This is a genomic window from Aquimarina besae, assembly GCF_042434905.1.
In the GTDB taxonomy this organism is placed as follows: domain Bacteria; phylum Bacteroidota; class Bacteroidia; order Flavobacteriales; family Flavobacteriaceae; genus Aquimarina.
Genome location: NZ_CP170199.1, coordinates 3,895,459 through 3,921,223, shown reverse-complemented (window position 1 = coordinate 3,921,223; position 25,765 = coordinate 3,895,459). Strand labels below are relative to the sequence as shown.

The 25,765-nt window shown below is 32.9% G+C and carries 24 protein-coding genes; 22 read left to right on the top strand and 2 right to left on the bottom strand.

Annotation, left to right across the window (positions count from 1 at the left end; translation table 11 throughout):
* Positions 1-175: 175 nt before the first annotated feature.
* Entirely contained in the window at positions 176-556 is a 381-nt protein-coding gene (locus ACE94K_RS17405; RefSeq protein WP_378175273.1) for a RidA family protein, read from the bottom strand.
* Between the two features lie 86 nt (positions 557-642).
* Positions 643-3,423, bottom strand: coding sequence for a putative LPS assembly protein LptD (locus ACE94K_RS17400; RefSeq protein ID WP_378175270.1), 2,781 nt, complete (start codon positions 3,421-3,423; stop codon positions 643-645).
* Positions 3,424-3,622: 199 nt separating this feature from the next.
* Between ACE94K_RS17400 and ACE94K_RS17395 the strand changes: the two genes are divergently transcribed.
* From ACE94K_RS17395 to ACE94K_RS17290, 22 genes are all read left to right on the top strand, one after another.
* Positions 3,623-4,756, top strand: a complete 1,134-nt coding sequence (locus ACE94K_RS17395) for an N-acetylmuramoyl-L-alanine amidase (RefSeq protein WP_378175267.1) — start codon at positions 3,623-3,625, stop codon at positions 4,754-4,756.
* 86 nt (positions 4,757-4,842) lie between these two features.
* Positions 4,843-5,793, top strand: coding sequence for an MlaD family protein (locus ACE94K_RS17390; RefSeq protein WP_378175264.1), 951 nt, complete (start codon positions 4,843-4,845; stop codon positions 5,791-5,793).
* Between the two features lie 12 nt (positions 5,794-5,805).
* Positions 5,806-7,125, top strand: coding sequence for a 4Fe-4S dicluster domain-containing protein (locus ACE94K_RS17385; RefSeq protein WP_378175261.1), 1,320 nt, complete (start codon positions 5,806-5,808; stop codon positions 7,123-7,125).
* A 67-nt stretch (positions 7,126-7,192) separates the two neighbouring features.
* The gene (locus ACE94K_RS17380; RefSeq protein WP_378175258.1) at positions 7,193-7,639 is read left to right on the top strand and encodes a phosphoheptose isomerase; all 447 of its coding nucleotides are present in this window, start codon (positions 7,193-7,195) and stop codon (positions 7,637-7,639) included.
* Positions 7,640-7,703: 64 nt separating this feature from the next.
* On the top strand, positions 7,704-8,495 hold the full coding sequence (locus ACE94K_RS17375) for a (Fe-S)-binding protein (protein WP_378175255.1): 792 nt from the start codon (positions 7,704-7,706) through the stop codon (positions 8,493-8,495).
* 122 nt (positions 8,496-8,617) lie between these two features.
* Positions 8,618-9,103: an ABC transporter ATPase gene (locus tag ACE94K_RS17370; RefSeq protein WP_378175252.1), complete on the top strand. Its 486-nt coding sequence runs from the start codon at positions 8,618-8,620 to the stop codon at positions 9,101-9,103.
* A 113-nt stretch (positions 9,104-9,216) separates the two neighbouring features.
* Positions 9,217-12,120 (top strand): glycoside hydrolase family 3 N-terminal domain-containing protein, encoded by a 2,904-nt coding sequence (locus ACE94K_RS17365; protein ID WP_378184304.1) that lies wholly within the window; start codon positions 9,217-9,219, stop codon positions 12,118-12,120.
* A gap of 34 nt (positions 12,121-12,154) precedes the next feature.
* On the top strand, positions 12,155-13,057 hold the full coding sequence (locus tag ACE94K_RS17360; RefSeq protein WP_378175249.1) for an aldo/keto reductase family oxidoreductase: 903 nt from the start codon (positions 12,155-12,157) through the stop codon (positions 13,055-13,057).
* A gap of 385 nt (positions 13,058-13,442) precedes the next feature.
* The gene (locus tag ACE94K_RS17355; protein WP_378175246.1) at positions 13,443-14,168 is read left to right on the top strand and encodes a toxin-antitoxin system YwqK family antitoxin; all 726 of its coding nucleotides are present in this window, start codon (positions 13,443-13,445) and stop codon (positions 14,166-14,168) included.
* Positions 14,169-14,172: 4 nt separating this feature from the next.
* On the top strand, positions 14,173-15,405 hold the full coding sequence (locus ACE94K_RS17350) for a hypothetical protein (protein ID WP_378175244.1): 1,233 nt from the start codon (positions 14,173-14,175) through the stop codon (positions 15,403-15,405).
* Complete coding sequence (locus ACE94K_RS17345) at positions 15,380-15,748, top strand: hypothetical protein (protein ID WP_378175241.1); 369 nt, start codon at positions 15,380-15,382, stop codon at positions 15,746-15,748. Before ACE94K_RS17350 ends, ACE94K_RS17345 begins: the two co-directional genes overlap by 26 nt.
* Entirely contained in the window at positions 15,741-16,205 is a 465-nt protein-coding gene (locus tag ACE94K_RS17340) for a type II secretion system protein J (RefSeq protein WP_378175238.1), read from the top strand. Before ACE94K_RS17345 ends, ACE94K_RS17340 begins: the two co-directional genes overlap by 8 nt.
* A complete protein-coding gene (locus ACE94K_RS17335) occupies positions 16,205-17,347 on the top strand; it encodes a type II secretion system F family protein (protein WP_378175235.1) in 1,143 nt (380 codons plus the stop codon). The genes ACE94K_RS17340 and ACE94K_RS17335 overlap by 1 nt, the downstream gene beginning before the upstream one ends.
* 57 nt (positions 17,348-17,404) lie before the next feature.
* Positions 17,405-17,845 (top strand): type IV pilin protein, encoded by a 441-nt coding sequence (locus ACE94K_RS17330; RefSeq protein WP_378175232.1) that lies wholly within the window; start codon positions 17,405-17,407, stop codon positions 17,843-17,845.
* A 4-nt stretch (positions 17,846-17,849) separates the two neighbouring features.
* Positions 17,850-18,341, top strand: coding sequence for a prepilin peptidase (locus tag ACE94K_RS17325; protein WP_378175229.1), 492 nt, complete (start codon positions 17,850-17,852; stop codon positions 18,339-18,341).
* 2 nt (positions 18,342-18,343) lie between these two features.
* Complete coding sequence (locus ACE94K_RS17320; RefSeq protein ID WP_378175226.1) at positions 18,344-19,768, top strand: GspE/PulE family protein; 1,425 nt, start codon at positions 18,344-18,346, stop codon at positions 19,766-19,768.
* 3 nt (positions 19,769-19,771) lie between these two features.
* Positions 19,772-21,691: a type II secretion system protein GspD gene (locus ACE94K_RS17315; protein ID WP_378175223.1), complete on the top strand. Its 1,920-nt coding sequence runs from the start codon at positions 19,772-19,774 to the stop codon at positions 21,689-21,691.
* Complete coding sequence (locus ACE94K_RS17310; protein WP_378175220.1) at positions 21,691-22,881, top strand: PilN domain-containing protein; 1,191 nt, start codon at positions 21,691-21,693, stop codon at positions 22,879-22,881. The genes ACE94K_RS17315 and ACE94K_RS17310 overlap by 1 nt, the downstream gene beginning before the upstream one ends.
* Positions 22,874-23,401 carry a hypothetical protein gene (locus ACE94K_RS17305; RefSeq protein WP_378175217.1) on the top strand — a complete coding sequence of 176 codons (528 nt, stop codon included), beginning with the start codon at positions 22,874-22,876 and terminating at the stop codon, positions 23,399-23,401. The genes ACE94K_RS17310 and ACE94K_RS17305 overlap by 8 nt, the downstream gene beginning before the upstream one ends.
* Positions 23,385-24,356, top strand: coding sequence for a hypothetical protein (locus tag ACE94K_RS17300; protein WP_378175214.1), 972 nt, complete (start codon positions 23,385-23,387; stop codon positions 24,354-24,356). The genes ACE94K_RS17305 and ACE94K_RS17300 overlap by 17 nt, the downstream gene beginning before the upstream one ends.
* The gene (locus ACE94K_RS17295; RefSeq protein ID WP_378175211.1) at positions 24,356-24,844 is read left to right on the top strand and encodes a hypothetical protein; all 489 of its coding nucleotides are present in this window, start codon (positions 24,356-24,358) and stop codon (positions 24,842-24,844) included. Before ACE94K_RS17300 ends, ACE94K_RS17295 begins: the two co-directional genes overlap by 1 nt.
* A gap of 536 nt (positions 24,845-25,380) precedes the next feature.
* Positions 25,381-25,746: an OmpH family outer membrane protein gene (locus tag ACE94K_RS17290; RefSeq protein ID WP_378175208.1), complete on the top strand. Its 366-nt coding sequence runs from the start codon at positions 25,381-25,383 to the stop codon at positions 25,744-25,746.
* The last annotated feature ends 19 nt before the right edge of the window (positions 25,747-25,765 follow it).

Below are 25,765 nucleotides of genomic sequence, written 5' to 3'. Positions count from 1 at the left end.
CTAAATAAACAACTTGATTAGTTGCGAATACAGCGTTTCCCGATTTTCTATATTTCTCTTATAGGTTGATAGAAGCGATCCTTAGGGTTGGTATGAAATATAAATCAGTATAAGTAAAAATAGAAAACTCAAGCGAGTTTGCCTGAGTTGTATTATTTTAAGATAATCTGTTTTTCTATTTTACAGCGATTACGGATATTTCGACATTCACAAACTTTGGTAAAGCTGCTACGGCAACTGTTTCTCTCGCAGGTGCTGTATCTTCATTAAAATAACCTCCGTAAACTTCATTAACCTTAGAAAAATTATTCATATCACTCAAAAAAATAGTCGTTTTAATGACATTCTCAAAAGTCATTTCTACTTCATCTAAAATTGCTTTTAGATTTTGCATTACTTGCTCAGCTTCCGTTTTAATATCATCCAAAACCAATGCTCCAGTTTCTGGATTAATGGCTATTTGACCAGATGTATAAAGTGTATTTCCATTAAGGATTGCCTGACTATATGGACCAATTGGAGCTGGTGCCTTGGAGGTAGTGATTATTTTTTTCATAATGTGTGAAGTTTTTGGTGTATATAGATTCAATGATTTCTTTAAACTTTATGCCTTAGGCAGGGACAAAGAAGTTAAAATCATATTTATAATTGCCTGTCTGGTTCTCTTCTTTTGTCGTACTTAATATCACTTAACACGGATGAAGATATACCAATAAAGAAATTCCATGAGGTTCGCTCACTAAACGGGATCCAGTTAAAGTTCATAGTCCAGCTATCCAAATCTCTTTTAAATCTTAAATTAGTGAAAGTAAACCCAGGGTTTTTTAAATCATACCCTGAGGAAACACCAACCGTCCATTTAGGAGCTAATTCCACATCGCCGGAAAACATGATAGAATGTGATGAGATTTCATTTTGCCTGGTGTTATTACTGTAATTGACCGTATAAGACAATCGTAAAGACCACGGGATTTTGTAATTGTAGTTTTTGATGTCTTTCTGACTTTTATCTTTATTATCGTCTCTACGATATGTTTGCTCTTCTCTAAAATCAGTACCGCCACCAAATAAATTATCAGGTCTACCACCATTTTGGAAAGTAGGATTACTTGTAGGATCATCATTAGCTTGACCTTGTTCAAAATCCTTACTGGAGAATGAATATCCAAAATTGGCACTTGCTCTGGTCAGTCTGAACAAACTACCACCATTATTAATGTTCCAAACATCAAATCTACGATTGTTATTATCCAGTGCATAAGGATCCAACTCAGCACTAAAATTGATATCCAGCTTATTTTCAATTATCGGAATGTTCCCTGTAATAGATATTGGGCTCAATTGAAGAGAGTCTCCCGCCACGTTATAAGCAGTTCTAATATTTAAATTGTTTAGCAAGACCACCTTTTTGGGTTCAGTAGCAGTAGTATCCTTGCTTCTTACTTTAGCTTCCAGGTTATTACTTAAAGAAAACCCAATACTACTGGAAAAGGTGTTGCTGGGGGCACCAAAAAAACCACCTTCAAATCTCGAATATTCAACTATCTCACGTTCGTTTACATCCGTACTAGGATCATCTGGAATGATGTATTCTTCATAGAACTGATCAAAAGCAGGGTTGATACTATAGCTTATAGAAGGTCGCATCGTATGACGAATGGCTTGTATTTTTTTATCTTTTTTGAAGTTAAAAGTACCATACACTGTTGTCCCTAAGCTAGCAGAAAAATTGTAAGTTCTAAAAGCATCAAAACCTGCAATTGTATCTCTTACAACTCCTCCGGCACCATCATTAATATCGGGATCATATTCCTGTTTAATAGTTTCAAACACCCAGTTTTCCTGAAAACTGGTTCCCATGGTGGCGCTTAGATATTTAAAAATCTTGAAATTAGTACTAAGCGGGATCGAATGTTGCATTCCAATTCTAGCATCGTTAAACATCTCGGCCTTAAATAGATCTTCATCTGTCGTATTGATTCTGTTTTCTCCTCTAAAGTTATATTGAGTATTTATATTATGAATGATTCCTTTTTTTACACCCACTTTTGGTGCAAATGGAAATATCCTTGACATACTTGCATTGACATTAGGAAGAGAAAGATTTACTTCCCCGGTGTTGGTGTTGGAGTTATGAGTAGCAGCTATATTAACATTGACCTGCGGATCTCCCTGAAAAGTTTTAGAATAAGATATGGAAGAACTAAGTTGATTATTAAGAAAATTTCCTGTATTAAGTTGATTGGTAGATTGCTGAAAGAAATCACTACTACCAAAGTTAACAGAAGCAGAAAATCTGGAATTCGGGCTTGCTTTTGCATCTTGCGAATGACTCCATTGAATATTATAAGTGGTTCTTTGTGCAAAATCCGGAAATCCTCGTTCACTGGTTAAGTTATTTTCAAACCTGAAACGTAGGTTACCTCTATATTTATAACGTACTGCGTATGACGATTCTGTAAGGAATGTGTAACTACCGTTGGAGTAATAATCTCCGGTTACGGTTAGATCTGCGTAATCGCTTAAAGCAAAGTAATATCCTCCGTTCTGCAAAAAATACCCTCTGTTATTTTCTTCTCCGTAACTAGGAATGATAAAACCAGAAGTTCTTTTCTCTTGTAATGGGAAATAACCAAAAGGAAGTCCAAGAGGTGTAGGAACATCTGCAATGAACATATTTACCAAACCGGTAACAATTTTCTTTTTAGGAACTAATTTTATTCTTCTTGCATAAAAGTAATAATCTGCGTTATCAATATCCTCTGCAGTTGTAAACTTTACATTACTCATATAGATCACAGAGTCATTTACTCTTTTGGAGACTTCACCCTTTACATTCATCTCACCTTGTTTCGTTCGTGAGTTATATATGAGAGCTTTTTCTGTATCAAAATTAAATCGAATAGAATCTGGTTCGACTACATTTTGTGCCTGTTTAAAAACAGGTGTTTGGGTATAATCACCAACGGAATCTTTAATTCCGTATGCGTATACCTCATTTTTGGCATTATCCACAATAATAAGACCTGCATTGATTTGCATTTCGCCATATATAATTTCAGCTTCGTTATAGAGATACATTTTATTTTCTCTACGACTAAGCCTCATATAATCTGTAGACTTATATTTAACCTTATCGGTTAATAATTGGGGTGGTGTAACTGTGGTGTCTTGTTTTGTAGTATCCTGATCTTTTTCGTTTTGCACTATCTCTGATTTTGGATTTACTTTTTTTTCAGGAGACTTAATAGAATCTTTTTGAACAGGAACAGGTTTTACAGTGGTTTTATCAAACTCTTGTGCAGTTGTAATACAAATACAAAATAGTGAAAAACTTAGTGAATAAAGTATGTTACGTACCGTTGTTTGCAATGGTTTAAATCCTATTTTTGTAAAACTATGGCTTAGTTTTTGAAGTGCCAAAATTACATATATTTTTTATGTAGAGATTGTAAATGACAAAAAAATAAATATTTATATCAAATACAGCACTCTATTGTTATTTTATTTAAAAATTTATTTAGTAATTTCTAAGATCATAACCTTTTGATTTCAGAAATAGTATATTAAATACTGAAACTATTATAGAATGTTTCAAGCTAAGTGATAATTTTGCATAATTATGAAGAAGAAAATAATTTATAGTTCCTTATCGATTGTATTAGTTTTGGTACTTTCTGCATTCTCTACATCCATTTCAGAAGAAATAAATCAAAAGAAGTTTGTAGTAGTACTTGATGCTGGGCACGGTGGACATGATCCCGGAAATAGAGGCAATGGATACAAAGAAAAGGACATTTCTCTGAAAGTAGTTCTGGCCGTAGGAGCAGCGCTCGAAAAAGATGATCGTTTTAAAGTAGTGTATACCAGAAAAACAGATAAATTTATTGAGTTGCACGAACGCGGAAAAATAGCAAACAAGGCAAAAGCAGATTTATTTGTATCAGTTCATTGCAATTCTCATCATTCTCAGGCCTATGGAACGGAAACTTTTGTGTTGGGGTTACACGCGAACCAAGAAAACTTTAATGTAGCAAAAAATGAAAACTCGGTAATTTTATTGGAAGATAATTACCAAGCAAATTATGATGGGTTTGACCCCAATTCTCCAGAATCCATAATCGGACTGACATTGATGCAGGAAGAATACTTGGATCAGAGTCTTACACTGGCAAGTTTCGTTCAGAACAGATTTAATAAAACGTTAAAGAGAAAAAGCAGAGGCGTAAAACAAGCTGGTTTTGTCGTGCTACATCAAACATATATGCCAAGTGTACTCATAGAATTGGGCTTTCTTACGAATAATAAGGAGGGAAAATATCTTAATTCTGAAAAAGGACAACAAGAAATGGCAAAATCTATTATTACTTCGATAGTAGATTATAAAGAAAGTTTAGATGCATCCTATTACATTCCTGAACCCGAAATCCCCGAAATAGTAACTAATGATTCTATTACAAAAGTGTTAGGTGAACAAATATACGAGGGTATTACTTTTAAGGTTCAAATTGCCGCAGGTTCAAATGATGTAGAATTAGATGCTAAAAATTTTAATGGATTGGATCAACTATCCAAGATTCAGTTTGAAGGCTTGTATAAGTATTATTTTGGAAATACTTCTAATTATAATTTAATCAAGCACTTAAAGAATGTTGCGGTTGAGAAGGGATACCCTTCTTGTTTTATTGTTGCTTTTAAGGATAATCAATTAATTCCGCTTGCTGAAGTGTTAAAAATGGATACTTCATCGAATTAATCTAAATAAATACTGATAATTCGTGTATCAATAATCTTTGGAAGTATATTTTTTATTCTAAATTTGTGTCCTAAACATATGCTATTTTGAAATTTACTAGAGAAGTTAAAACAGGAATTTTAGCACTATCTGCTATAGCACTTCTGATTTTTGGTTATAGTTTTTTAAAAGGAAAAAATCTTTTAGAAAATGATCGCACCTTTTATGCGGTGTACGACAATGTTGAAGGTTTGATTCCCTCTTCTCCAGTAACCATTAATGGACTGGTTGTGGGTAAAGTGGTTTCTATTAAGTTTGCGGATACCAAAGGAAACCTAGTTGTTGAGTTTAACGTAAGTAGTGATTTTTCTTTTTCAAAGAATAGTGAAGCTATGGTGTATGGAGGAGATTTAATAGGTGGTAAATCCTTAGCAATTAATCCAATATATGAGCAAGGCAAAGAAGCCAAAGATCAGGATACATTGCCGGGAAGAATAAAAGCAGGATTGCTAGAACTGGTAAACGAACAATTAACACCTCTGCAGCTTAAGTTAGAATCAGCAATTAAAGATGCAGATACACTTCTTACATCTGTAAATCAAATTTTATCTGTTGATAATAAAAATAATTTAGATGCAATTTTTAAAGACCTTAGTATTACTATTAAAAACTTTAAAGGAGCTTCAGGTTCTTTAAATAATATTTTATCCGGTAATGAAACAAAACTAAATAGTACACTTTCCAACCTTGATAAAATATCTACGAATCTCAATCAATTCTCAGATTCTTTATCAAAGGTCAATATTGGAAAACTGGTTAATGATTTAGACGGCGTCTTGACTAATTTCGAAAAGATTTCTAAAGATCTCGAAGTTGGTAACGGAACAGCTGGAAAACTATTAAAAGATGATAAATTATATAATAACTTAGAAAAAGCAAGTAAAGAACTAGAATTGTTACTAGAGGATCTTAGACTTAATCCAACGAGATATGTAAATATTTCGGTTTTTGGGAAAAAGAATAAACCATACGTTCCACCAACAGATTCAATAAACTAACTACTACCAGACATGCAATATATTCCTAATATCATTTTTGTAATTGCTTTAATAGCAGGCATTGGATATTTTACTAAAAACATTCGTAAAGTCATTCGAAATATTCGATTGGGTAAGGATGTAGATCGGTCCGATAATAAGAAAGAGCGTTTTAATAATATGATGCTCATTGCTTTCGGGCAATCCAAAATGGTAAGACGACCCATAGCAGGTATATTGCACGTGATCGTTTATTTAGGATTTATTATTATCAATATCGAGGTATTAGAGATTATAATTGATGGTATTTTTGGAACCCACAGAATATTTGCTTTTTTAGGAGGATTCTATGATTTCTTAATCGGTTCATTTGAGGTTTTAGCATTATTAGTATTAGTAAGTGTATTTATTTTCTGGATCAGAAGAAATGTAATTAATATTAAAAGATTTAAAACCCTAAAAGGTTGGCCTAAGAATGACGGAAATATTATTCTGTATTTCGAAGTGGTTCTAATGACCTTATTCCTTACGATGAATGCGGCTGATTTACAGTTACAAAATATGGGCGCTGAGCATTATGCAAAAGCTGGAGCGTATCCTATAAGTCAGTTTATTTCTCCTTTATTTAGTGGTATGGAAGAAGGAACGCTGATTCTTATCGAAAGAGGAGCGTGGTGGATGCATATAATTGGTATTCTCATATTCCTGAATTATTTATATTTTTCAAAGCATCTACATATTTTATTGGCTTTTCCTAATACTTATTATGGAGATTTAAATCCAAAAGGACAGATGGATAACCTGGAAGCTGTAACAAATGAAGTGATGTTAATGATGGATCCTAATGCAGACCCTTTTGCTGCTCCGGCTGAGGACGAAACGGAATCCGAACCCTCAACATTTGGAGCTTCAGACGTAATGGATCTTAATTGGGTGCAACTACTAAATTCATACACCTGTACGGAGTGTGGACGTTGTACCAGTGAATGCCCTGCAAACCAAACTGGTAAGAAGTTGTCTCCAAGAAAAATAATGATGGATACCAGAGATCGTCTACAAGAGGTAGGTGATAATATTGACAAGAATGGTAGTTTTGTTGACGACGGCAAAAAATTATTAAACGATTATATAACTCCAGAAGAATTATGGGCGTGTACAAGTTGTAATGCTTGTGTAGAGGCTTGTCCAGTAAGTATCAGCCCTCTGTCAATTATTCTGGATATGAGAAGGTATTTAGTGATGGAACAAAGTGCAGCTCCATCCGACCTTAACAATATGATGTCTAATATTGAAAATAATGGTGCTCCTTGGCCATTTAACCAAATGGATCGATTGAACTGGAGTCAAGAGTAAATATGAATTTCATTAACCATAACTATTAACCGTAAACTTTTTTAAAAATTAAGAGAATTTAGAAATTATGAAGAAGGAAGAAGTAGAGAAATTATTGCATGATAAGGTAGAAGCAGGAGAGCATATTAGTCCTGTTTTACCAGAAGGGATTAAAAACTATCTTATTGATATTGATGGAACAATTACAGAAGATGTTCCTAATGAAGAACCTGAGCGAATGGTAACTTGTGAACCATTTCCAGATGCATTGGTGACCCTAAATAAATGGTACGATGAAGGGCATATTATATGTTTTTTCACCTCTAGAACAGAAGATCATAGAGAAGTAACGGAAACCTGGTTAGATAAGCACGGATTTAAATATCATAGTCTATTAATGGGGAAACCAAGAGGAGGAAACTATCATTGGATAGATAATCACTTGGTAAAAGCTACACGCTATACAGGTAAGTTTACCGAATTGGTAGAAAGAGTAGTGACTATCGAAGTTTTTGACGATGGCAAACACGATTAAATATTGATTTTTGGTTTGTAATCTTTTAAACTAAAAATCCATTACATCTAAATAGTATATACATATGAGTGAAACAGTAAAGGTGCCAACAATGGCAGAGTATATGGCTGAAGGAAAGAAGCCGGAAGTTTTATTTTGGGTAGGTTGTGCAGGTAGTTTTGATGACAGAGCCAAGAAAATTACCAAAGCTTTTGTCAAGTTACTTCACAATGCTAATGTAGACTTTGCTGTATTAGGTACAGAGGAAAGCTGTACTGGAGATCCTGCCAAAAGATCTGGAAACGAATTCTTATTTCAGATGCAAGCGGTTACGAATATCGAGGTAATGAATGCTTATGAAATCAAAAAAGTTGTAACGGCCTGTCCTCATTGTTTCAATACGTTAAAAAATGAATACCCTGCTTTAGGTGGCGATTACGAAGTAATGCATCATACACAGTTCCTTAAATCTCTTTTAGACGAAGGAAGACTTACTGTAGAAGGAGGGAAGTTTAAAGGAAAAAGAATCACTTTTCATGACCCTTGTTATCTAGGTAGAGCAAATAATGTATATGAGGCTCCAAGAGATCTATTAAGAAAATTAGAGGTGGAGCTCGTAGAGATGAAGCGTTGTAAACGCAATGGTTTATGTTGCGGAGCCGGAGGAGCTCAAATGTTTAAGGAACCAGAACCGGGTAATAAAGATGTCAATATCGAAAGAACTGAAGATGCATTAGAAACAAAACCTGATATTATAGCAGCTGGATGCCCTTTCTGTAATACGATGATGACAGACGGTGTGAAAAATAAGGAGAAAGAAGATAGCATCGAAGTGATGGATGTAGCAGAATTGATAGCAAATGCACAAGACCTGTAAGAGTATTTTCAAAAAGACCATTTATAACACAGAAAGAGTTGATATGTTTGTTCATATTAACTCTTTTTTATTGCAACAATTAGAAATAGTTTTTGTTATTTTAGAAAATAAAAAGAAAGCGGATGTTAGTAGATTTTAATGACCTTCCTGATACTTCAAGAATCTGGATTTACCAAGCCAATAGATCCTTTACTTCAGAGGAGTTAGAAGAAATAAAAGAAAAATTAGATCTGTTTATTACCCAATGGACTGCACATGGGGCGGATCTTAAAGCTGGATACGACATAAAGTATAAAAGATTTATAACCATTGCGTTGGATCAGGAAATGAATCAGGCAACAGGGTGTTCCATAGATGCCTCTGTTCGTTTTATTCAAAAACTCGAAAGCGATTACAATGTGGATTTAATGGATAAAATGAATGTGTCTTACAAACAAGGTGAGTTTGTGGCCTACAAATCTCTTTCGGATTTTAGGAAAATGGCAAAAAATCGATCTGTATCTCCCAATACTATAGTTTTTAATAATTTGGTTACTAATATAGCTGAGTATAAGACAGATTGGGAGGTTCCTGCAAAAGAAAGTTGGCATAATCGTTTTTTAAATTAGTTTTTGTGCATTATTCCTTAACAAAATACTTTTCCTGTTTAGTTTTTATTTTCACGTTAACCGCATTTTCTCAGCAATCTGATGTTGTAAAAACAGAGAGTCCGGTTGTAGAAGTGTCGACTGATTCTTTATTAGTTAAACCAGAAATTAGTTCAGTCCCGGTAAGTCCTCTTATTGTTAAAGACAATTATGATGCTCAAAAGTTTTGGGTGGATAGTATTTACAATAAAATGACGTTAAAAGAAAAGATAGGTCAACTGTTTATGGTAGATGTTTTTTCTTCTAAATCTAAAAAGGAAACTGATAAAATTAAGAAGTTAATTGAGGAGTATCATATTGGAGGGATTATTTTTTCTAAAGGCGGACCGCAACGTCAAGCTAAATTAAACAACGAGTATCAAGAACTTTCAAAAATTCCTTTGCTAATCGGTATGGATGCAGAATGGGGTTTGGCTATGCGACTAGATTCTACCAAAGCGTTTCCGTGGAATATGACTTTGGGTGCCATTCAGGATAATGGATTAGTAGAAGAAACCGGTAGGCAAATAGCCAAGCATTGCAAAAGATTAGGGGTTCATATTAATTTTGCTCCGGTTGTAGATATGAATACAAACCCTAAGAACCCAATAATCGGTAATCGTTCTTTTGGAGAAGATAAGGATAATGTTACAGAAAAAGCATTAGCTTTTATGAAAGGTATGCAACAAGAAGGGGTTTTAGCAAGTGCTAAGCATTTTCCGGGTCACGGCGATACAGATAGTGATTCACACAAGACATTACCGACTATTAACTTTGATCAAAAAAGGATAGATAGTATTGAGTTGTATCCTTACCGAAAATTGATTGCAGATGGTTTATCTAGTGTTATGGTAGCCCATCTAAACATACCTAGCTTAGAGCCCAGATCAGGATATCCATCTTCGATCTCCGAGAATGTAGTAACAAATATTCTGCAGGATACGCTAGGTTTTCAGGGACTAATTATTACAGATGCCCTGAACATGAAAGGAGCCTCTAATTTTAAAGCTCCCGGAGACATCGATTTGGCTGCTTTTAATGCAGGAAACGATATTTTGTTGATATCTGAAGATGTGCCTTTGGCATCTCAAAAAATGGTTTCTGCATATTACGCAGGAGAAATTACTGAAGAACGCTTGTCACGTTCTGTTAAAAAGATTTTACTAGCAAAATTTAAAGCAGGACTTCATCAATACAAGCCCGTTAAAACTGAATATCTTATTGAAGAGCTTAATAGCATCGCAAATGAGGTGTTACATCATAAATTGGTAGAAAACTCATTAACCTTAATTAAAAATGACAGGGCAATCTTACCAGTTAAAAATTTAGACCTCAAAAAAATAGCATACGTATCGTTGGGTGATGATTCTGGAGAAGTGTTTTTTGAAGAGCTAAATAAGTATACAAAAGTTGATTGGGTGAAAGGCAATCAACTACCAGATATTTTAGATCAGTTACGTAATTATAATTATGTCATTGTTGGTTTGCATAAATCAAATGATAATCCTTGGAAAGAGTATAACTTTAAGGACAAAGAACTCGTCTGGTTATACGAAATAGCAAGACTAAATAACACAGTTCTAAGTGTTTTTTCTAGACCTTATGCGATGTTAGATTTGCAAACAACCACAAATTTTGAAGGCATTTTAATGGCCTACCAAAATAGTGCGGTTGCACAGCAGAAAGCCGCACAATTGCTTTTTGGTGCAATCGAGGCTAAAGGAAAGCTACCGGTTAGTCTCGGAGAGGATTTTCCTTTAGGAACCGGAATCGAAACTAGGTCTCTTAAACGCCTTACTTACGGCATTCCTGAAACCGTAGGTATGAATTCTCATAAATTGGAACGTATTGATTCTATAGTTAATATAGCTCTACAAGAGGAAATGACCCCTGGTTTACAGCTTATTGTAGCCAGAAAAGGTAAGGTAGTTTTTAATAAAAATTATGGATACCATACCTATGCCAGATCAAGGAAAGTAAAAAGTTCCGATATTTATGATCTTGCTTCCTTAACAAAGATTCTTTCTACATTACCTTTAACTATGGAATTGAAAGATAAAGGTATTTTATCTTTGGATACCAGAGTAGGAGAAATGCTACCCTTTTTTAGTGATTCTAATAAAAAAGATATTACAGTCAGGTCGATGTTGTCTCATTATGCACGATTAAGAGCCTGGATTCCTTTTTACCTGAAAACATTAGATACCGTCACTACCAAACCAGATAAAAAGTATTACAGAAATAAGCCTTCGGATGACTTTAACATTAAAGTAACAGGTAATCTATATTTAAGAAGTGATATGAAGGACTCACTTATGCTAAGAATCAAGGACAGCGAACTACGAAATAGATTGAGTTATAAATATAGCGACCTTCCTTATTATTTGATGAAAGCATTTATCGAAGAACATTATGGGAATAATTTAGATGCATTGACGCAACAACATTTTTATCGGGCAATGGGTGCAAACAATATGGGTTATTTGCCTTTAAATAAATTTGAAAAGAAGCGTATCGTTCCAACAGAAAATGATCAAGCGTATAGAAAAGAAATTATTCAAGGATATGTTCATGATCAAGGAGCAGCTATGTTTGGCGGTATTGGTGGTCACGCAGGATTATTTGCCAACGCAAATGACGTTACAAAAATGATGCAGATGTATCTTAATGGAGGATATTATGGAGGGAAACAATTTATAAGTCGTCAAACTATTGAAGAATTTAATACCTGTACCTATTGTGATAAAGATGTACGAAGAGGAGTTGGTTTTGATAAACCCCAGTTAGGAGACGTAGGGCCAACCTGTGGTTGTATATCGATGAATAGCTATGGTCATAGCGGTTTTACCGGAACGTTTACCTGGGCCGATCCTGATGAAGAAATAATTTATGTTTTTCTAAGCAACCGTACTTTTCCGGATTCTGCCAATCGTAAATTGATATCAAATGATATTAGATCAGAAATTCAGCGATTGATTTATGAGGCAATCAATTATTAATTCGCATTAAGTTAAAGTCTAAAAATTAAATAAAATGAATACAAAGGTTTCAGAGAACGGGCCGTTATTTTCAAGAATAGTAGCTGGTTGCATGAATTGGGGAAAATGGGGAGCTAATCTTACCCCTAATGAATCTCAAAAGCTTATTGAAGATTGTCTTTCTATCGGAGTAACTACTTTTGATCATGCCGATATTTATGGACATTACACCACAGAAACCTTATTCGGGAATGCTTTAAAGAATAATAGTTCTCTTAGAGAAAAGATTCAGCTTGTTACTAAATGCGGAATAAGATTGGTTACTCCCAATAGGCCGGATAACCAGATAAAATCTTATAAAACTACCAAGAATTATATCATAGATTCTGCTGAACAATCACTAAAAAATTTACAAACGGATTATATCGACATGCTGCTGATTCACAGACCAAGCCCTTTGATGAATCCACACGAAATAGCAGAGGCCTTTAGTACTTTAAAATCAAGCGGAAAGGTGTTGCATTTTGGAGTATCAAATTTCACTACTCCTCAATTTGATATGTTACACTCTTTTTTTCCATTACAAACCAATCAAATTGAAATTTCTCCGCTGCATTTAGCACCATTTATTGATGGCACTCTAGATCAATGTATAAAGTTTGATATAAAACCAATGGCATATTCTACTTTAGCCGGAGGGAAGTTTTTTTCAAAAGAACCTGGTGAGCAGGTTGTAAGAATTAATAAAGTTGTTAATGTCTTAGCAGACAAGTATGATGCATCTGCAGATCAAATATTAACCTCTTGGTTGTTAAAGCATCCTTCGGGGATATTACCGGTGATTGGTTCTACTAAAATAAATCGTATACATTCAGCAGTAGAGTCACTCTCTGTAGAAATCACAGATGAAGAGTGGTTTATGATCTGGGAAGCCTCAACAGGTCAAGAAGTTGCCTGATTGCTTATGATTTAGAAACTCAAAACGTAGTTTCAGCTTTAATTCTCATTATTATAAAAGACAGGAAGACAAGATCATTATTTAATATCGATTTTTTGCAGTTGTCATTTGTCCAGATTTAAAAAAAAATCAAAAAAATATGAGAAAGCGAGGTAACAAAACAATTCCTTACGACACATGTATATAGTAATAGTTTAATTTAATGAATATGGTAAGCATATGATTTGGATAAACAATTGCTGAAGAATCAATGGCTACGGTTATATAGGGGTATGTGTACCGTAGTCAGATTTTTTTGTATATAACTGATTATCAAAAAACTGTATTTTTTGTTCTTTTTTTCGAATGAAAGTAGTTTCTTTGCAAACCCTAAAATTTACCCAAAATGAAATTATTGCTTACGCTAATTTTACTATTCGGATCTACACAATATATCAATAAAGATATAAGTAGAAAGGTTATTTCTGATGATGACTATAATTACACATTTTACGTTTCTAGTAAGAATGCATCCAATTACGAAAATTTAAAAGAATATTATTGGTATAAAAGTGGGAAAATTCATTCTTCTTTTGGGGGTGGAGATGGCCAGATTTTACACGGACAATATAACAAGACCTATAGGAAAAACGGAATCGCTGAACAAGGTGAATTTGATTATGGTCTTAAAGATGATACTTGGAAGAACTGGTATGAAAACGGAAAAATTAAAACGATATCAAATTGGCAAAACGGGTTTCTTTCTGGTTCTTATCAAGAGTTTGCAGAATCTGGAGTTCTTTTAGTAAGCGGAAAATATAAAAACAATAAAAAACACGGTAGATGGATTACCCATCATACGGGTGATACGCTTTATTTCAAAAGAGGAGAAAAAGTAATTAAAGAGGAAATTGCTGACGACGAAAAGGATGGCAAAAATGAAAAGAAGAGTTTTTTAGGTAAAACAAAGGATTTTTTCAAAGATATTTTCAAGAAGAAAACACCTGAAGAAAAAGAGAAGGAAAAGAAAGAAAAAGAGCTAAGAAAGCAAAAGAAAGAAATAGAAAAAAAGCGTAAAGAGTTAGCAAAAAAGAAAGAAGCTGATAAAAAAAACATTTCCAAAAAACAATAAGTAAATGCTAAAAGCAGGTTCTTTATTATATGCTATTTACGTGTGTTTGATTATTGCCATTCTCAGTGGCGGACTTATATACATTTTTACTATCAATAAAACGTTAGAAACCCGACAATCTGTAAAAGAACAGCTTATAGATCGTTGTGCTTCTTGTTTTAATTATTTTTTGTTGAACCCTAAATCTTTTGAAAAAACCAGTATGCAGCAAGTCGATCTGTTTGGTGATGGATTATTGTGTGAGTTCACAAAAGAACGATGGGGAATGTACTCTAAATTATTAGGTAAAGCATTTTTTAAAAAAGATACTATTGATAGAAATTATATAATAGGTGAGGTTGTGGATAAAAACCCATTAGCACTGTATTTATGTGATTTTGGAGAAGAACTAAAAATTTCAGGAACTACCCGAATCAAAGGGAGTATGAAACTCCCCAAAAAAAGATATAAAACAGTAAACATTTTAGGGAATCAACAAGCAAATAATCCGAAAATTGAAGGAAATATTGCCGTTTCTTCTCAGAATTTACCTAAAATAACTTCACCAAAATTAGAATATCCAAAAAATACTATAGAAATCACTTTATCTAAATTAAAAGAAAACCAACCAATATATCGCGGATTTGACCAGCAGACTACAATAGTTTATTTGGATAGAGGAGAAACGCTTGATAGATTAAATATCAAAGGTAATTTTATCATAAAATCACTGGATACTATTCGAGTCAATAATACCTCAAAAATCGAAGATGTAATCATTGAGGCACCAAAAGTAGTGCTCGAAGAAGGTTTTGAGGGTAGTCTGCAAATTTATGCAGATAAAGAAGTAACTATAGAATCTGAAGTAAAATTACGATATCCCTCTTGTATAGTGATAGAAGCATCTACACGAGATTATGAAAAGAAAATTAGTATAGCAGAAGATGTTGAGATTTATGGTGGGATTGTGATCAACGGCTCTAGTTTTAGAGAAAAGCAAAACAATTTCGTTGCTATTGATAAAAATTCATTAGTAGTTGGAGATGTTTATTGTAATGGTATTATGGAATTAAAGGGAAGTATTATTGGTTCTTTATATACGCATAAATTACAATTAGAAACTAGAAGTTCTAAGTATGCTGATGTTATCCTAAATGGAGTAATTGATGCATCCGAACTACCGGATAACTTTGTAAGATTGCCATTATTTGAAAATACAGGAGAAAACAGACTTGAAAGAATCAAAAACATACAATAAATATTTCCTTAAAGGAAGTTCTTTAATTGAATCTGTAATAGCAATTACGATCATTGCTACCTGCTTATTAGTAGCTATTAGATTGTATGCAGCTGTTTTAAATAGTAGTTCATCTTTGAACACTTATAAAATAAAGTTCAAAGTCGCGGAATTATATGATAATGCTAAAATTTCGAATGATTTTGATGATGAATTATATGAGTTTAAAACATATTCGATTAAAAAGAAAGTTGAAGATTTTCAAAGTAATAAGGAGTTGAAAAATATAAAGTTTATCGTACAAACAGCTTCGGATACAATTATATATAACTATTTGTTAGTCAATAAAAAGAACGATGAGTAAGGTAAAAGCATTTACCATATTAGAAATGTTAATTAATCTGACCATTATGTCAATCATAATGGGTTTAATATACTTTGCCTATGCCTCATTCGTAAAACAGGTTATAAACTACCAAGCTTCTATAGATGAACAAAATGAATTAACAACAAGTTATGTGCAACTAAGAACCGATTTTTTTAATGCAGAGAGAATTGTAAAATTTTATAAAGGATTTAAAGTGATTGCATATAACAATAAAGAAATAGAATATAAAATTACAGACAAGTTTCTAATTAGAAGGCAGATTGAAATGCTGGATACTTTACCAATAGAAAAAATTAAGATATTAACAGATTTTAATAGTATTACAAAAGAAGATCTTGTTACTAAAATGAGTATAGGAACGACTCTATTTGATGAACCAATAGAGTTTATAATTACCAAGGACTATGCTCCTAATTTCAAATTAAAATTGTAATGGGAATTGATGTAAGTAAAATCCATAATAAACCAAATATAAAGACGAATAATAAACCATCTTCTCTTGGCAATTTCTTTAATCAAGAATTCAGTTTTTCCAAAAAATTAGGAGCAAAAGAGAAAGAAGTTTTGTATAAAGATTTGTCAACACTTCTTAATGCCGGGGTCGATTTCAAAACATCTTTAGAGATATTGGCGAATCAACAAAAAAAGAAACACCTAAAAGATTTAATCTTAGAATTAAAAGCCAAGATTGTAAAAGGTAAAAGCTTTTACGAAGCTTTAGAGGATACCGGACTTTTTTCATCCTATGAATATTTTAGTATTAAGATAGGAGAGGAAACAAAAAAATTAGATACTGTACTCTTGGAATTACACAAATATTTTAAACGTCAGATCAAATTGAGAAAACAAATTATCTCAGTGATTACCTATCCTTCATTCGTTTTGGTGTTGACTGTTGGAGTTTTGTATTTTATGTTAACCTATGTGGTGCCAATGTTTAAGTCGGTTTTTAATCAATTTGATGGAGATCTTCCCGCATTGACAAAAAATATAATCGTTTTATCCGAGAAATTTCCAACAATATTTGTGGTTGTTTTATTGGTTATTATCACCAGTATGTTTTTGGTGAAAATTTATGGTCAGAATACTTCTTTTAGAAGTATTAAATCAAAAATTATTCTAAGAATTCCTTTTTTCGGAAGACTAGTCAAAATGATGTATTTGGCAAGATATTGTCAGTTTTTGGATCTATTATTGACTTCAAAAACCTCCTTGACAGAATCACTGGATATGGTGAAGAAAATGATCGGTTTTTATCCAATCGAATCTTCAATTGACCCTATAAGAAATGATGTGATTAAAGGGATCCCTTTTGCAGCAGCTATGAAAAAACACAAGATTTATGAATATAAATTAATTTCTATGGTAGAAGTAGCAGAAGAAATTAATGAATTAGATACGATGTTTTCTAGACTAGCAGATGAGTATGATGAAGAAGTAGAACATAAAACCAAGATGATTGGAGTTGTTCTAGAGCCGTTGATCATCATCATCATTGGCTTAATTGTAGGTCTTATAATGGTTGCTATGTATGCACCGATGTTTGATCTTAGTAAAATTATAAATGGAAACTAAAAAATTTAGATTTTGTTAACACAATTTAATACTTTTGCAAACCCTAAATCGATCTTAATGAATTCATTAAGATTACATAACAAGCCTATGAAACGCAAAAACAACTGGTATGCTGCGGCATATTCTATGACCGAAATATTGATTGTACTTTGTATTATTGGTATTTTACTTCTTATGGTTCTTCCTAGTCAGACTTCTGTGATTACACAAGCCAAATCTATAGAAGCGCAGAGTATGTTAAATCATTTATACGGATTAGAGAAAAACTACTTTTTCAGACATTCTAAATACACCGCTGATTTTGATGAATTAGGTTTTGAACCTGCATTAACTATAGAGCAAGGAGGGCAAGCTGTATATCGGATAGAGATTATCGAAGCTTCGACAAATTCTTTTAAGGCTACCGCTACTTCGTTGTCTGATTTTGATGATGACGGTAATTATAATACCTGGGAGATCGATCAAAAAAAGACATTAAAAGAAACAGTTAAAGACTAATTCGTTGGATACTGTTATTCAAATAATCATAATACTATTATTTACATTGGTATTTATTCAGGATTTAAAGCTTAGAGCTATTCATATTTCATTACCCATTTTGATTTTAATTTTTGGGTTAATTTCCTATTTCAGAAATGGCTATAGTGCAATTAATTTGTTGTATAGCTTGGCTTTTCTGATAATTACTTTTGGAGGTTTATATTTTTATTTATCAGCAAAGAACAAAAGATTTACGAATCCTTTTAAAAGAAATATGGGATTGGGGGATGTGCTATTCTTTGTTGCTGTAATTCCTTTTTTCTCCCTACACAATTATATTTTATTTTTTATAACAGGGATGTTATTTTCAATAGTTGGATTTTTAACAATAAAACTAGTTGTCAAAACAGATTTGGTGCCTTTAGCAGGTCTTTTAGCCTTGTATTTAATTATACTCAAAATCGCTAGTTATAGTGCAGGTTTTGATGTGTTCTTTACTAACCTTTTGAATTAATTATGGATATAGTAAAAGAAATTATATTAACTACAGAGGAGCAGCAAATTATTAACGCAGATTTGGCGCATAATTATCAAATTGTTCCAAAAGAAGATAGGGGTAACCAACTAAGTCTTTTTATAAAAGAAACTGCAGCAAAAGAAGCTGTAAAAGAGGAGTTAGAGTTAATCTTAGGTAAGACCATAGTTTTGTATCCGGTTGCTGAGGACATAATTAATCGAGCTTTAATTTTATATTATAGAAAAGGTGATTCTAACCAATCTCAAAGTACTTCAAAAACAGATAGTTTTAGATCTAATTCTCAGGATTTTTTAGAAGAATTAATATTTGAAGCAAAAGCGATAGGAAGTAGTGATATACATTTTGAGGTATTTAAAGATGAAGCCAGAATTAGATATCGAATAGATGGGAAACTCACTGAAAAATATAAAATAGAGAAAGAAAACTATCTTGAATTAGTCAATAAGATCAAAATTAAATCCAATCTCGATATTACTGAGAAAAGACTGCCACAAGATGGTAGGATTAATTATGATGATTTTGATATCAGGGTTTCAATTCTTCCAACTTTACATGGCGAGAAAATCGTAATGCGTATACTAGGAAGAGATACCGCTCATCTTAGTATGGATAAATTGGGGATGGAACAAAATGAAAAGGAACTTTATATGGAAGCCTTAAAAGCATCCAAAGGAATTATCCTTATCAGTGGTCCCACAGGTTCTGGTAAAACTACAACCTTATATGCTAGTCTAAAAGAATTAAATAAGGTTACGAGTAATATTGTAACGGTAGAAGATCCTATCGAATATACACTAAAAGGAATAAATCAAGTACAATTAAGAGAAGACATAGGTCTAACCTTTACTAGTGCACTTAAAACATTTTTAAGACAGGATCCAGATATTATTATGCTCGGAGAGATTAGAGATGGTGCCACAGCAGAAATGGCGATCAGAGCAAGTCTTACAGGACATTTAGTTTTATCTACTATTCATACAAACTCTGCTTTGGGTACCATATCTAGATTAATTGATATGGGAGTACCTGCTTTTCTTATTGCAGAAACACTAAAAATTTCTGTAGCACAGCGATTGGTTAGAAAACTATGTGAGTCTTGCAAAGAACAGACATTTTTAGAAGGTGACGAATATAAAAATGATGCTTTTAAGGAATTACAGGAACATTGGGTAGCTAAAGGTTGCGGGCACTGTCATTATACAGGCTATAAAGGAAGAACCGCGATTTATGAGATCATACCTATTGATAGCATATTAACTCAGGAAATAAAGAAAAATTCAACAAATCTGGAAGAATCCATTTCAGATTACTCTACATCGAGTTTATCGGGGAAAGCGATTCGATTAGTGCAAAAAGGAATAACGTCTATTGAGGAGGTATACTCAATTATTATAGAAAAATAAGGGATGATAAAAAGACTACTATTAATTAGCTTTATACTAACCATCAATGTACTGTGCGCTCAGAACACAGCAGTTACCATTGAAGAAAAGCTAGAAGAAATCGCCAAAACAAAGATTGGTTTAGAAGAAGTTACCCAATTGGATGTTTCTGGTTTAACACTTTTTGAGATTATAACCTCATTGGGAGAAGAACACAAGCTCAATGTGGTAGCAGATCCCGGACTTAATCAAATGGTAACCAGTAACTTTTATGATGTAAAAGTAAAAGACGTATACCTTTTTCTAATTAGGACCTATGACCTGGAAGTAGAGTTTATGAACAATATCATTGTTTTCAAACAGCGCGAAATAATCAAAGAAGCTCCAAAACCTGTACCTAAAAAAGAGTTAGATATTCGTTATAGTAAACAAAATGATTTTCTTTCTGTTAAGCTAAAAAATGACTCCTTACCATCTGTAGCAGCAAAGATTACAGAATTGTCAAATAAGAATATTGTACTGGCACCAGATGTAAAGAATATGAGCGTCTCAGCCTACATTATTAACAGACCTTTTGATCAGGTAATCGATATGATTGCCAAATCTAATCAACTGGTTTCAGAACAAGATGAGAATGGTTTCTATTTCCTGTCAAAGGATGTAGAGGTACAGGATACCCCAAATAACACGAATAGAAATAGCAGTAGAAGAAGGTCATCGCGATCTTCTAACAGCAATATTTCTGGAGATTTAGATATTAAATTAAGAGATAATGGTTATCTAAGCATTAAGGCCTATGATGCAAACGCTACAGAAATAATAACAAAAGCAGCAGAGTTGTTACAACTTGGTTATGCGATGTATGATAAACCTGATGAGATTATCACTACCATCTTCTCTGAAGAAATAGATTTTGATAGTTTATTACGTCACATATTCAGAGGTAAAAAATTTGCAGTAAACAAATCAGACGAGTTTTACCTGATCGGAAAAGAAACTACCGCAGGGTTAAGAGCAACTGAACTCATACAGCTCGAAAATAGAACTATTGAATCGGTATTAGCTACTCTTCCTAAATCTTTAACTCAAGATGTAGAAATTCAGGAATTTGTAGAGCTTAACGGGATGTTGGTTTCCGGATCCAAACCAGTAATTGTTGAGCTTGCACAAGTTATCCGAAAGTTGGACAAAGTAGTTCCCTTAGTACAAATAGAAGTATTAGTTGTTCAGTATAATAAGTCATACGACATTCAAACAGGTTTACAGGCAATTCTTGGAGATGGATCAGAAGATGTAAAAACTCAGGGAAATATTTTTCCTAATACAGATGTTACAATAAATTCGGGTACCATAAATCAATTAATAGATGCTTTCAATGGACTAGGCATTATTAATATAGGTAAAGTCACTAAAAATTTCTATGCTAACCTAACTGCCTTAGAAAACAATTCTATTGTAAATCTTAAGTCTACACCAAAGATAGCAACATTGAGCGGTCACGAAGCAAGTATTTCTATTGGAGAGACAGATTACTATTTTGAGCAAACCAATAGATTAATCAACACCGGTGTCAATGATAATATTTTGCAATCCGGTCAATGGAAACCAACTGAGGCAAATTTAAGCGTAAACATAAAACCTTTTGTTTCTCTTGACGAACACGTAACTTTAGAAATCGCAGTAGAAAAAAGTGCATTTATCGGAAGAGCTGGAGAAAATGCTCCGCCGAGTAAGTCCACACAAAAATTCGAGTCACTGATAAGGGTGCGAAATAATGAAATGATATTGTTAGGAGGATTAGATGAACTAGAGCGAGAGAACTCAGGTAGCGGCACTCCCGTATTATCGAGAATACCGATTATCAAGTGGTTTTTTAGTAGTAAAAGAAAAGCCAGAGATAAATCCAAATTACACGTATTTATAAAGCCTACAGTAATTTACTAATGATCCAGAAACTTCTAAATAATATCCTTTTAGGAAACAAGATTCAGTCTGTTCAGATTCATTTAGATACTGATCAGAAGGAATTTAGTTTGGTCGAAATTCAGAAGAAAAAGAATAGTATCACGATTATAGATCGTTATTCTACTTCAAGCTTTGAGGATTTAGTAACCAGACTTTCTAAAAACAAACCTGTTATACTGTCTATTACAGGTCAAGGAATTTTATCTAAGAAAGTGAAAAATGATACTGGATATCAATCTAAAATATTGTTCAACGCGGACCCGGATGATTTTTATTGGCAAGAATATCGACAAGATGGAGAAATCTATGCTTCTGTAGCCAGAAAAGAAATTGTAGATACAGAAATTGAGTTATTCGATAAAGCTCAGATTACTATAGTTGATTTTTCTATTGGTCCTTTTGTCATAACTTCAGTTCGACCTCTAATGGAAGAAAAAGTGTTACAAACTAAAAATACTTCATTGTATTTTGAAGGAGCATCCTTAGTGGATTTCAAAAAAAGAGAAGAGCAGGATAGTATTGAGTATGTAATTGGCGATGAAAATTTGTCTAATGAAGATATCCTTTGTTTTGCAAATGTCCTTCATTATTTATATCCAAATGAAGCGATGAGTTCCGAGACTGATACCATGTTGTCCAGAAGGGAAGAATTTACCTATAAAAAAGCATTCAATATTGTTGGAATATGTACACTTTCGTTTTTTTTAGTTTCATTATTAATAAGCTATCTTTTATTAGGTCATTATCAAGAAGCACATCACAAGATACAAGTAGAGCTAAGAGAACAAAATGTTGCTTATTCTAAATTAGTTTCTCTGGAAAAAGATAAAGAAAATAAACAAGCAATTTTGAAGCAATCAGGACTTAGTGATAGTAATTTTCTAAGTTTCTATATAGCAGAGATAACCAAAGAAGTACCAACAGAGATCAATCTTAAAGTGTTAGATATATTTCCAACTACCGCAAAGATTAAAGCAGAACAGCGAATTAATTTTAGCAATAATGTAATAGATTTAGAAGGAACTGCTTCATCAAATGAATCATTTACATCCTGGATACAGAAACTAAAAGCGCAACCTTGGATCAATAACTTAGAAATCATTGATTTTCAAAGAGAGAACAGAACAAATTCTTTTAAAATCAGATTAATACTAAAATTCGATGTTTGAAAATTTATCCTATAAAAAGAAATTTTTCGCGTTACTGGCACTGATGGTGGTTTTAGGGATTACTGCTTACAAACGATCTTTTAGTATGACCATAGATGCCGCTACATTAGTAGAAGATTCTAAGATGAAGTTAGAGAAGGTTAGTAACTCTCAACAACGTATTACCAATTTGATTGCAGAGGTATCGTATCTGGATAAGTTAATTGGTAAGGAGGTTGCCAATCCAGATATTGTACAGCAGGAAATTCTTAATACATTTAATGAGATAAATACAGATACAGAATTAGTAAAACTTGAAGCGATTCATAAAGCCAGTGATGAATATTTCAATATTTATACGAACCGATTGATTCTAACAGGGAATTACTCGGATCTATTAAACACTACTTATGAGTATGAGAAAATTTTTGATTTTTCTAGGGTAGTAAGTCTCAAGTTTTATATAGAAAAAGAACCAAGAACACGAAGAAAAAAATTATTCGAACAAATTATATTTCAGAATTATGAAAAAATACGTTAGACATATTGTTATAGTATGTATGAGTTTTATTATCGGATGCGACGATATTATAGAAGATGATATCACCAATGATTTGATAACAATTATAACTCCGCAAGATATGGCACAAATTGAAGGAAATTCCGTTCAGTTCAGATGGAACCCAATCGATGGAGCTGATGAGTATCGTATACAAGTGAATAATACGGTTTCGAATAGGATTATTTTGGATTCTTTAGTGAACACTTCAGTCTTTAACTATGCAATGAATCCAGGAACATACCAATGGAGAGTAAGAGGAGAGAATTTTGCTTACCAGACTGCATATTCTTTTGATTCGTCATTCTCAGTAGTTTCATCAGAAGATTTATCAGATCAACAGGTAACATTAGTAAGTCCTGTAAACGAACAATTCTTGAATAACACAAATATTACATTTTCCTGGGAACCAATTAGTACAGCTACTTCTTACAAGATAAAGATTTCTAAAGTAGATGAGAATACAGAAACACTCGTATTTGATAATGATGGAAATAATATCAGTGTCACATCTATTAGCATAGGGAATTCTGTTATACCGGAAGACGGTAGATATAAATGGGAAATACAAGCGATAAATGATTCAAGTATGAGTCAATTTTTCCCACATTTCTTTTCTATAGATACCCAGGATCCTCCACAACCAACCTTAACCGAACCCACTACAGGTCAGACAGGCTCTTTAAATCAGGAAATCAGTTTTAAATGGTCTTATACAGATATAGGACCAATAACATCAGGGATTAGAAGTACAATTCAGATCGCTACCGATGATAGTTTTAATGATGTAATAGAAACAAATTCTAATCCTATCCCAACAACCGAGTATACGTTTACCTTTACTGTTGCAGATACTTATTTTTGGAGGGTTAAGGGAGAAGATGATGCCGGAAATTCTGGTGAGTTTAGTGATGCAAATCAAATTATTATTGATTAATGCAAAAGAAAAAAATAAATACCATTCTTATTATTGCTGTAGCTCTTATTTGGGCAGTGGTGCTTTATAAGTTTGCCGCACCTTATTTTTTGACAAATGAGGTGGTGGTAACTGCAGATGCATTGGTTAGTCCACCTAAAGTGTTACTACGCAAAAAGGATACATTTGATTTGGATATACCAAATAGAGATCCTTTTTTGGGAAAAATCATTACAAAAAGAAAGTCCCTACCGCCTGTTTCTTCAACACCCAAGAAATCAACTCGAGCCAAGACTCTAATGACACAGAATTGGCCGAGAATTGAATATTTAGGATTTATAAAATCCAAAGAAAGTACCTCTAAATTAGGGCTGTTAAGAGTAAACGGTGTTTTAAAACGTGTTCGGAAAGGAGCTAGCATTCAGGATGTAGTAATCAAGAATATTGCTGAAGATAAAATAGTTATTCAACTAGGAAAAGATATCCGCAATTTTGGAAAACAGAACTAGGGATTAAAGATTTATATTCTCTCATTAGCCGACGGGAATTATTTCTTATTTAAAGAAGAGTTTCTCCTAAAGGCAGCTGTGTTTAAAAAAAAAATAGCTGTAAGGTCATTGTTTATCGAATGTTTTATGTTTTTTGAAAAAAAAGTGGAATTTTCGTGGTAACAAAAGTCTCTCTTCTGACACCTACTTATAGACGAATGTAATAAAGGATCATATCGGTGTGAAAATATTACATAGTTGTTAAAAAATAATATAAAAATTTAAGGGAATTATATGTTTTAAAGTTGCGATGTATGAATAAATTATTAAATCAAAATTGTTACGGTATTAACGTATATTTTTGTTTTTTTTAACATATATTTGCCCTCCCAAAATAAAATGTAACCATCTTGAAAAAAAACTACCTACTTTTACTGGTAATTTGCAATATCTCGCTTTTAGTTACCATTTTCATTTCTATAGTATTCTGTCTTACGGAAAGGTCTGAGAATAAAATTGTTTACGTAGACAATGTTATTCTGTTTAACGGTTTTAATATGTCAAAAGATCTAGGAAAAATCAATAATGAGAAAATTACAAAGCAAAAGAAAAAACTAGACAGTCTGTATACCATCTACTCCATCTTCAAAGAGCAGAACAATACAGAAAAAACAACAGTACTTGAAACTCAGTTAAGATCAGAAGATCAGGAACTGAGAAAAATGAATGAATATTTTTCTAAAGAAGTGAGTCAACAAGTCTGGAATCGATTAAATCAATATATAAAGGAATACGGAAAAGCAAATCAATATAAAATTATCTTGGGTACCCAAGGTAATGGTAATATTATGTTTGCAGAAGAGGGGATTGATATTACAGAATTGGTATTGCAATATGCTAATAATAGATACGAGGGAAATTGATAACAAGTAAAATTCAATA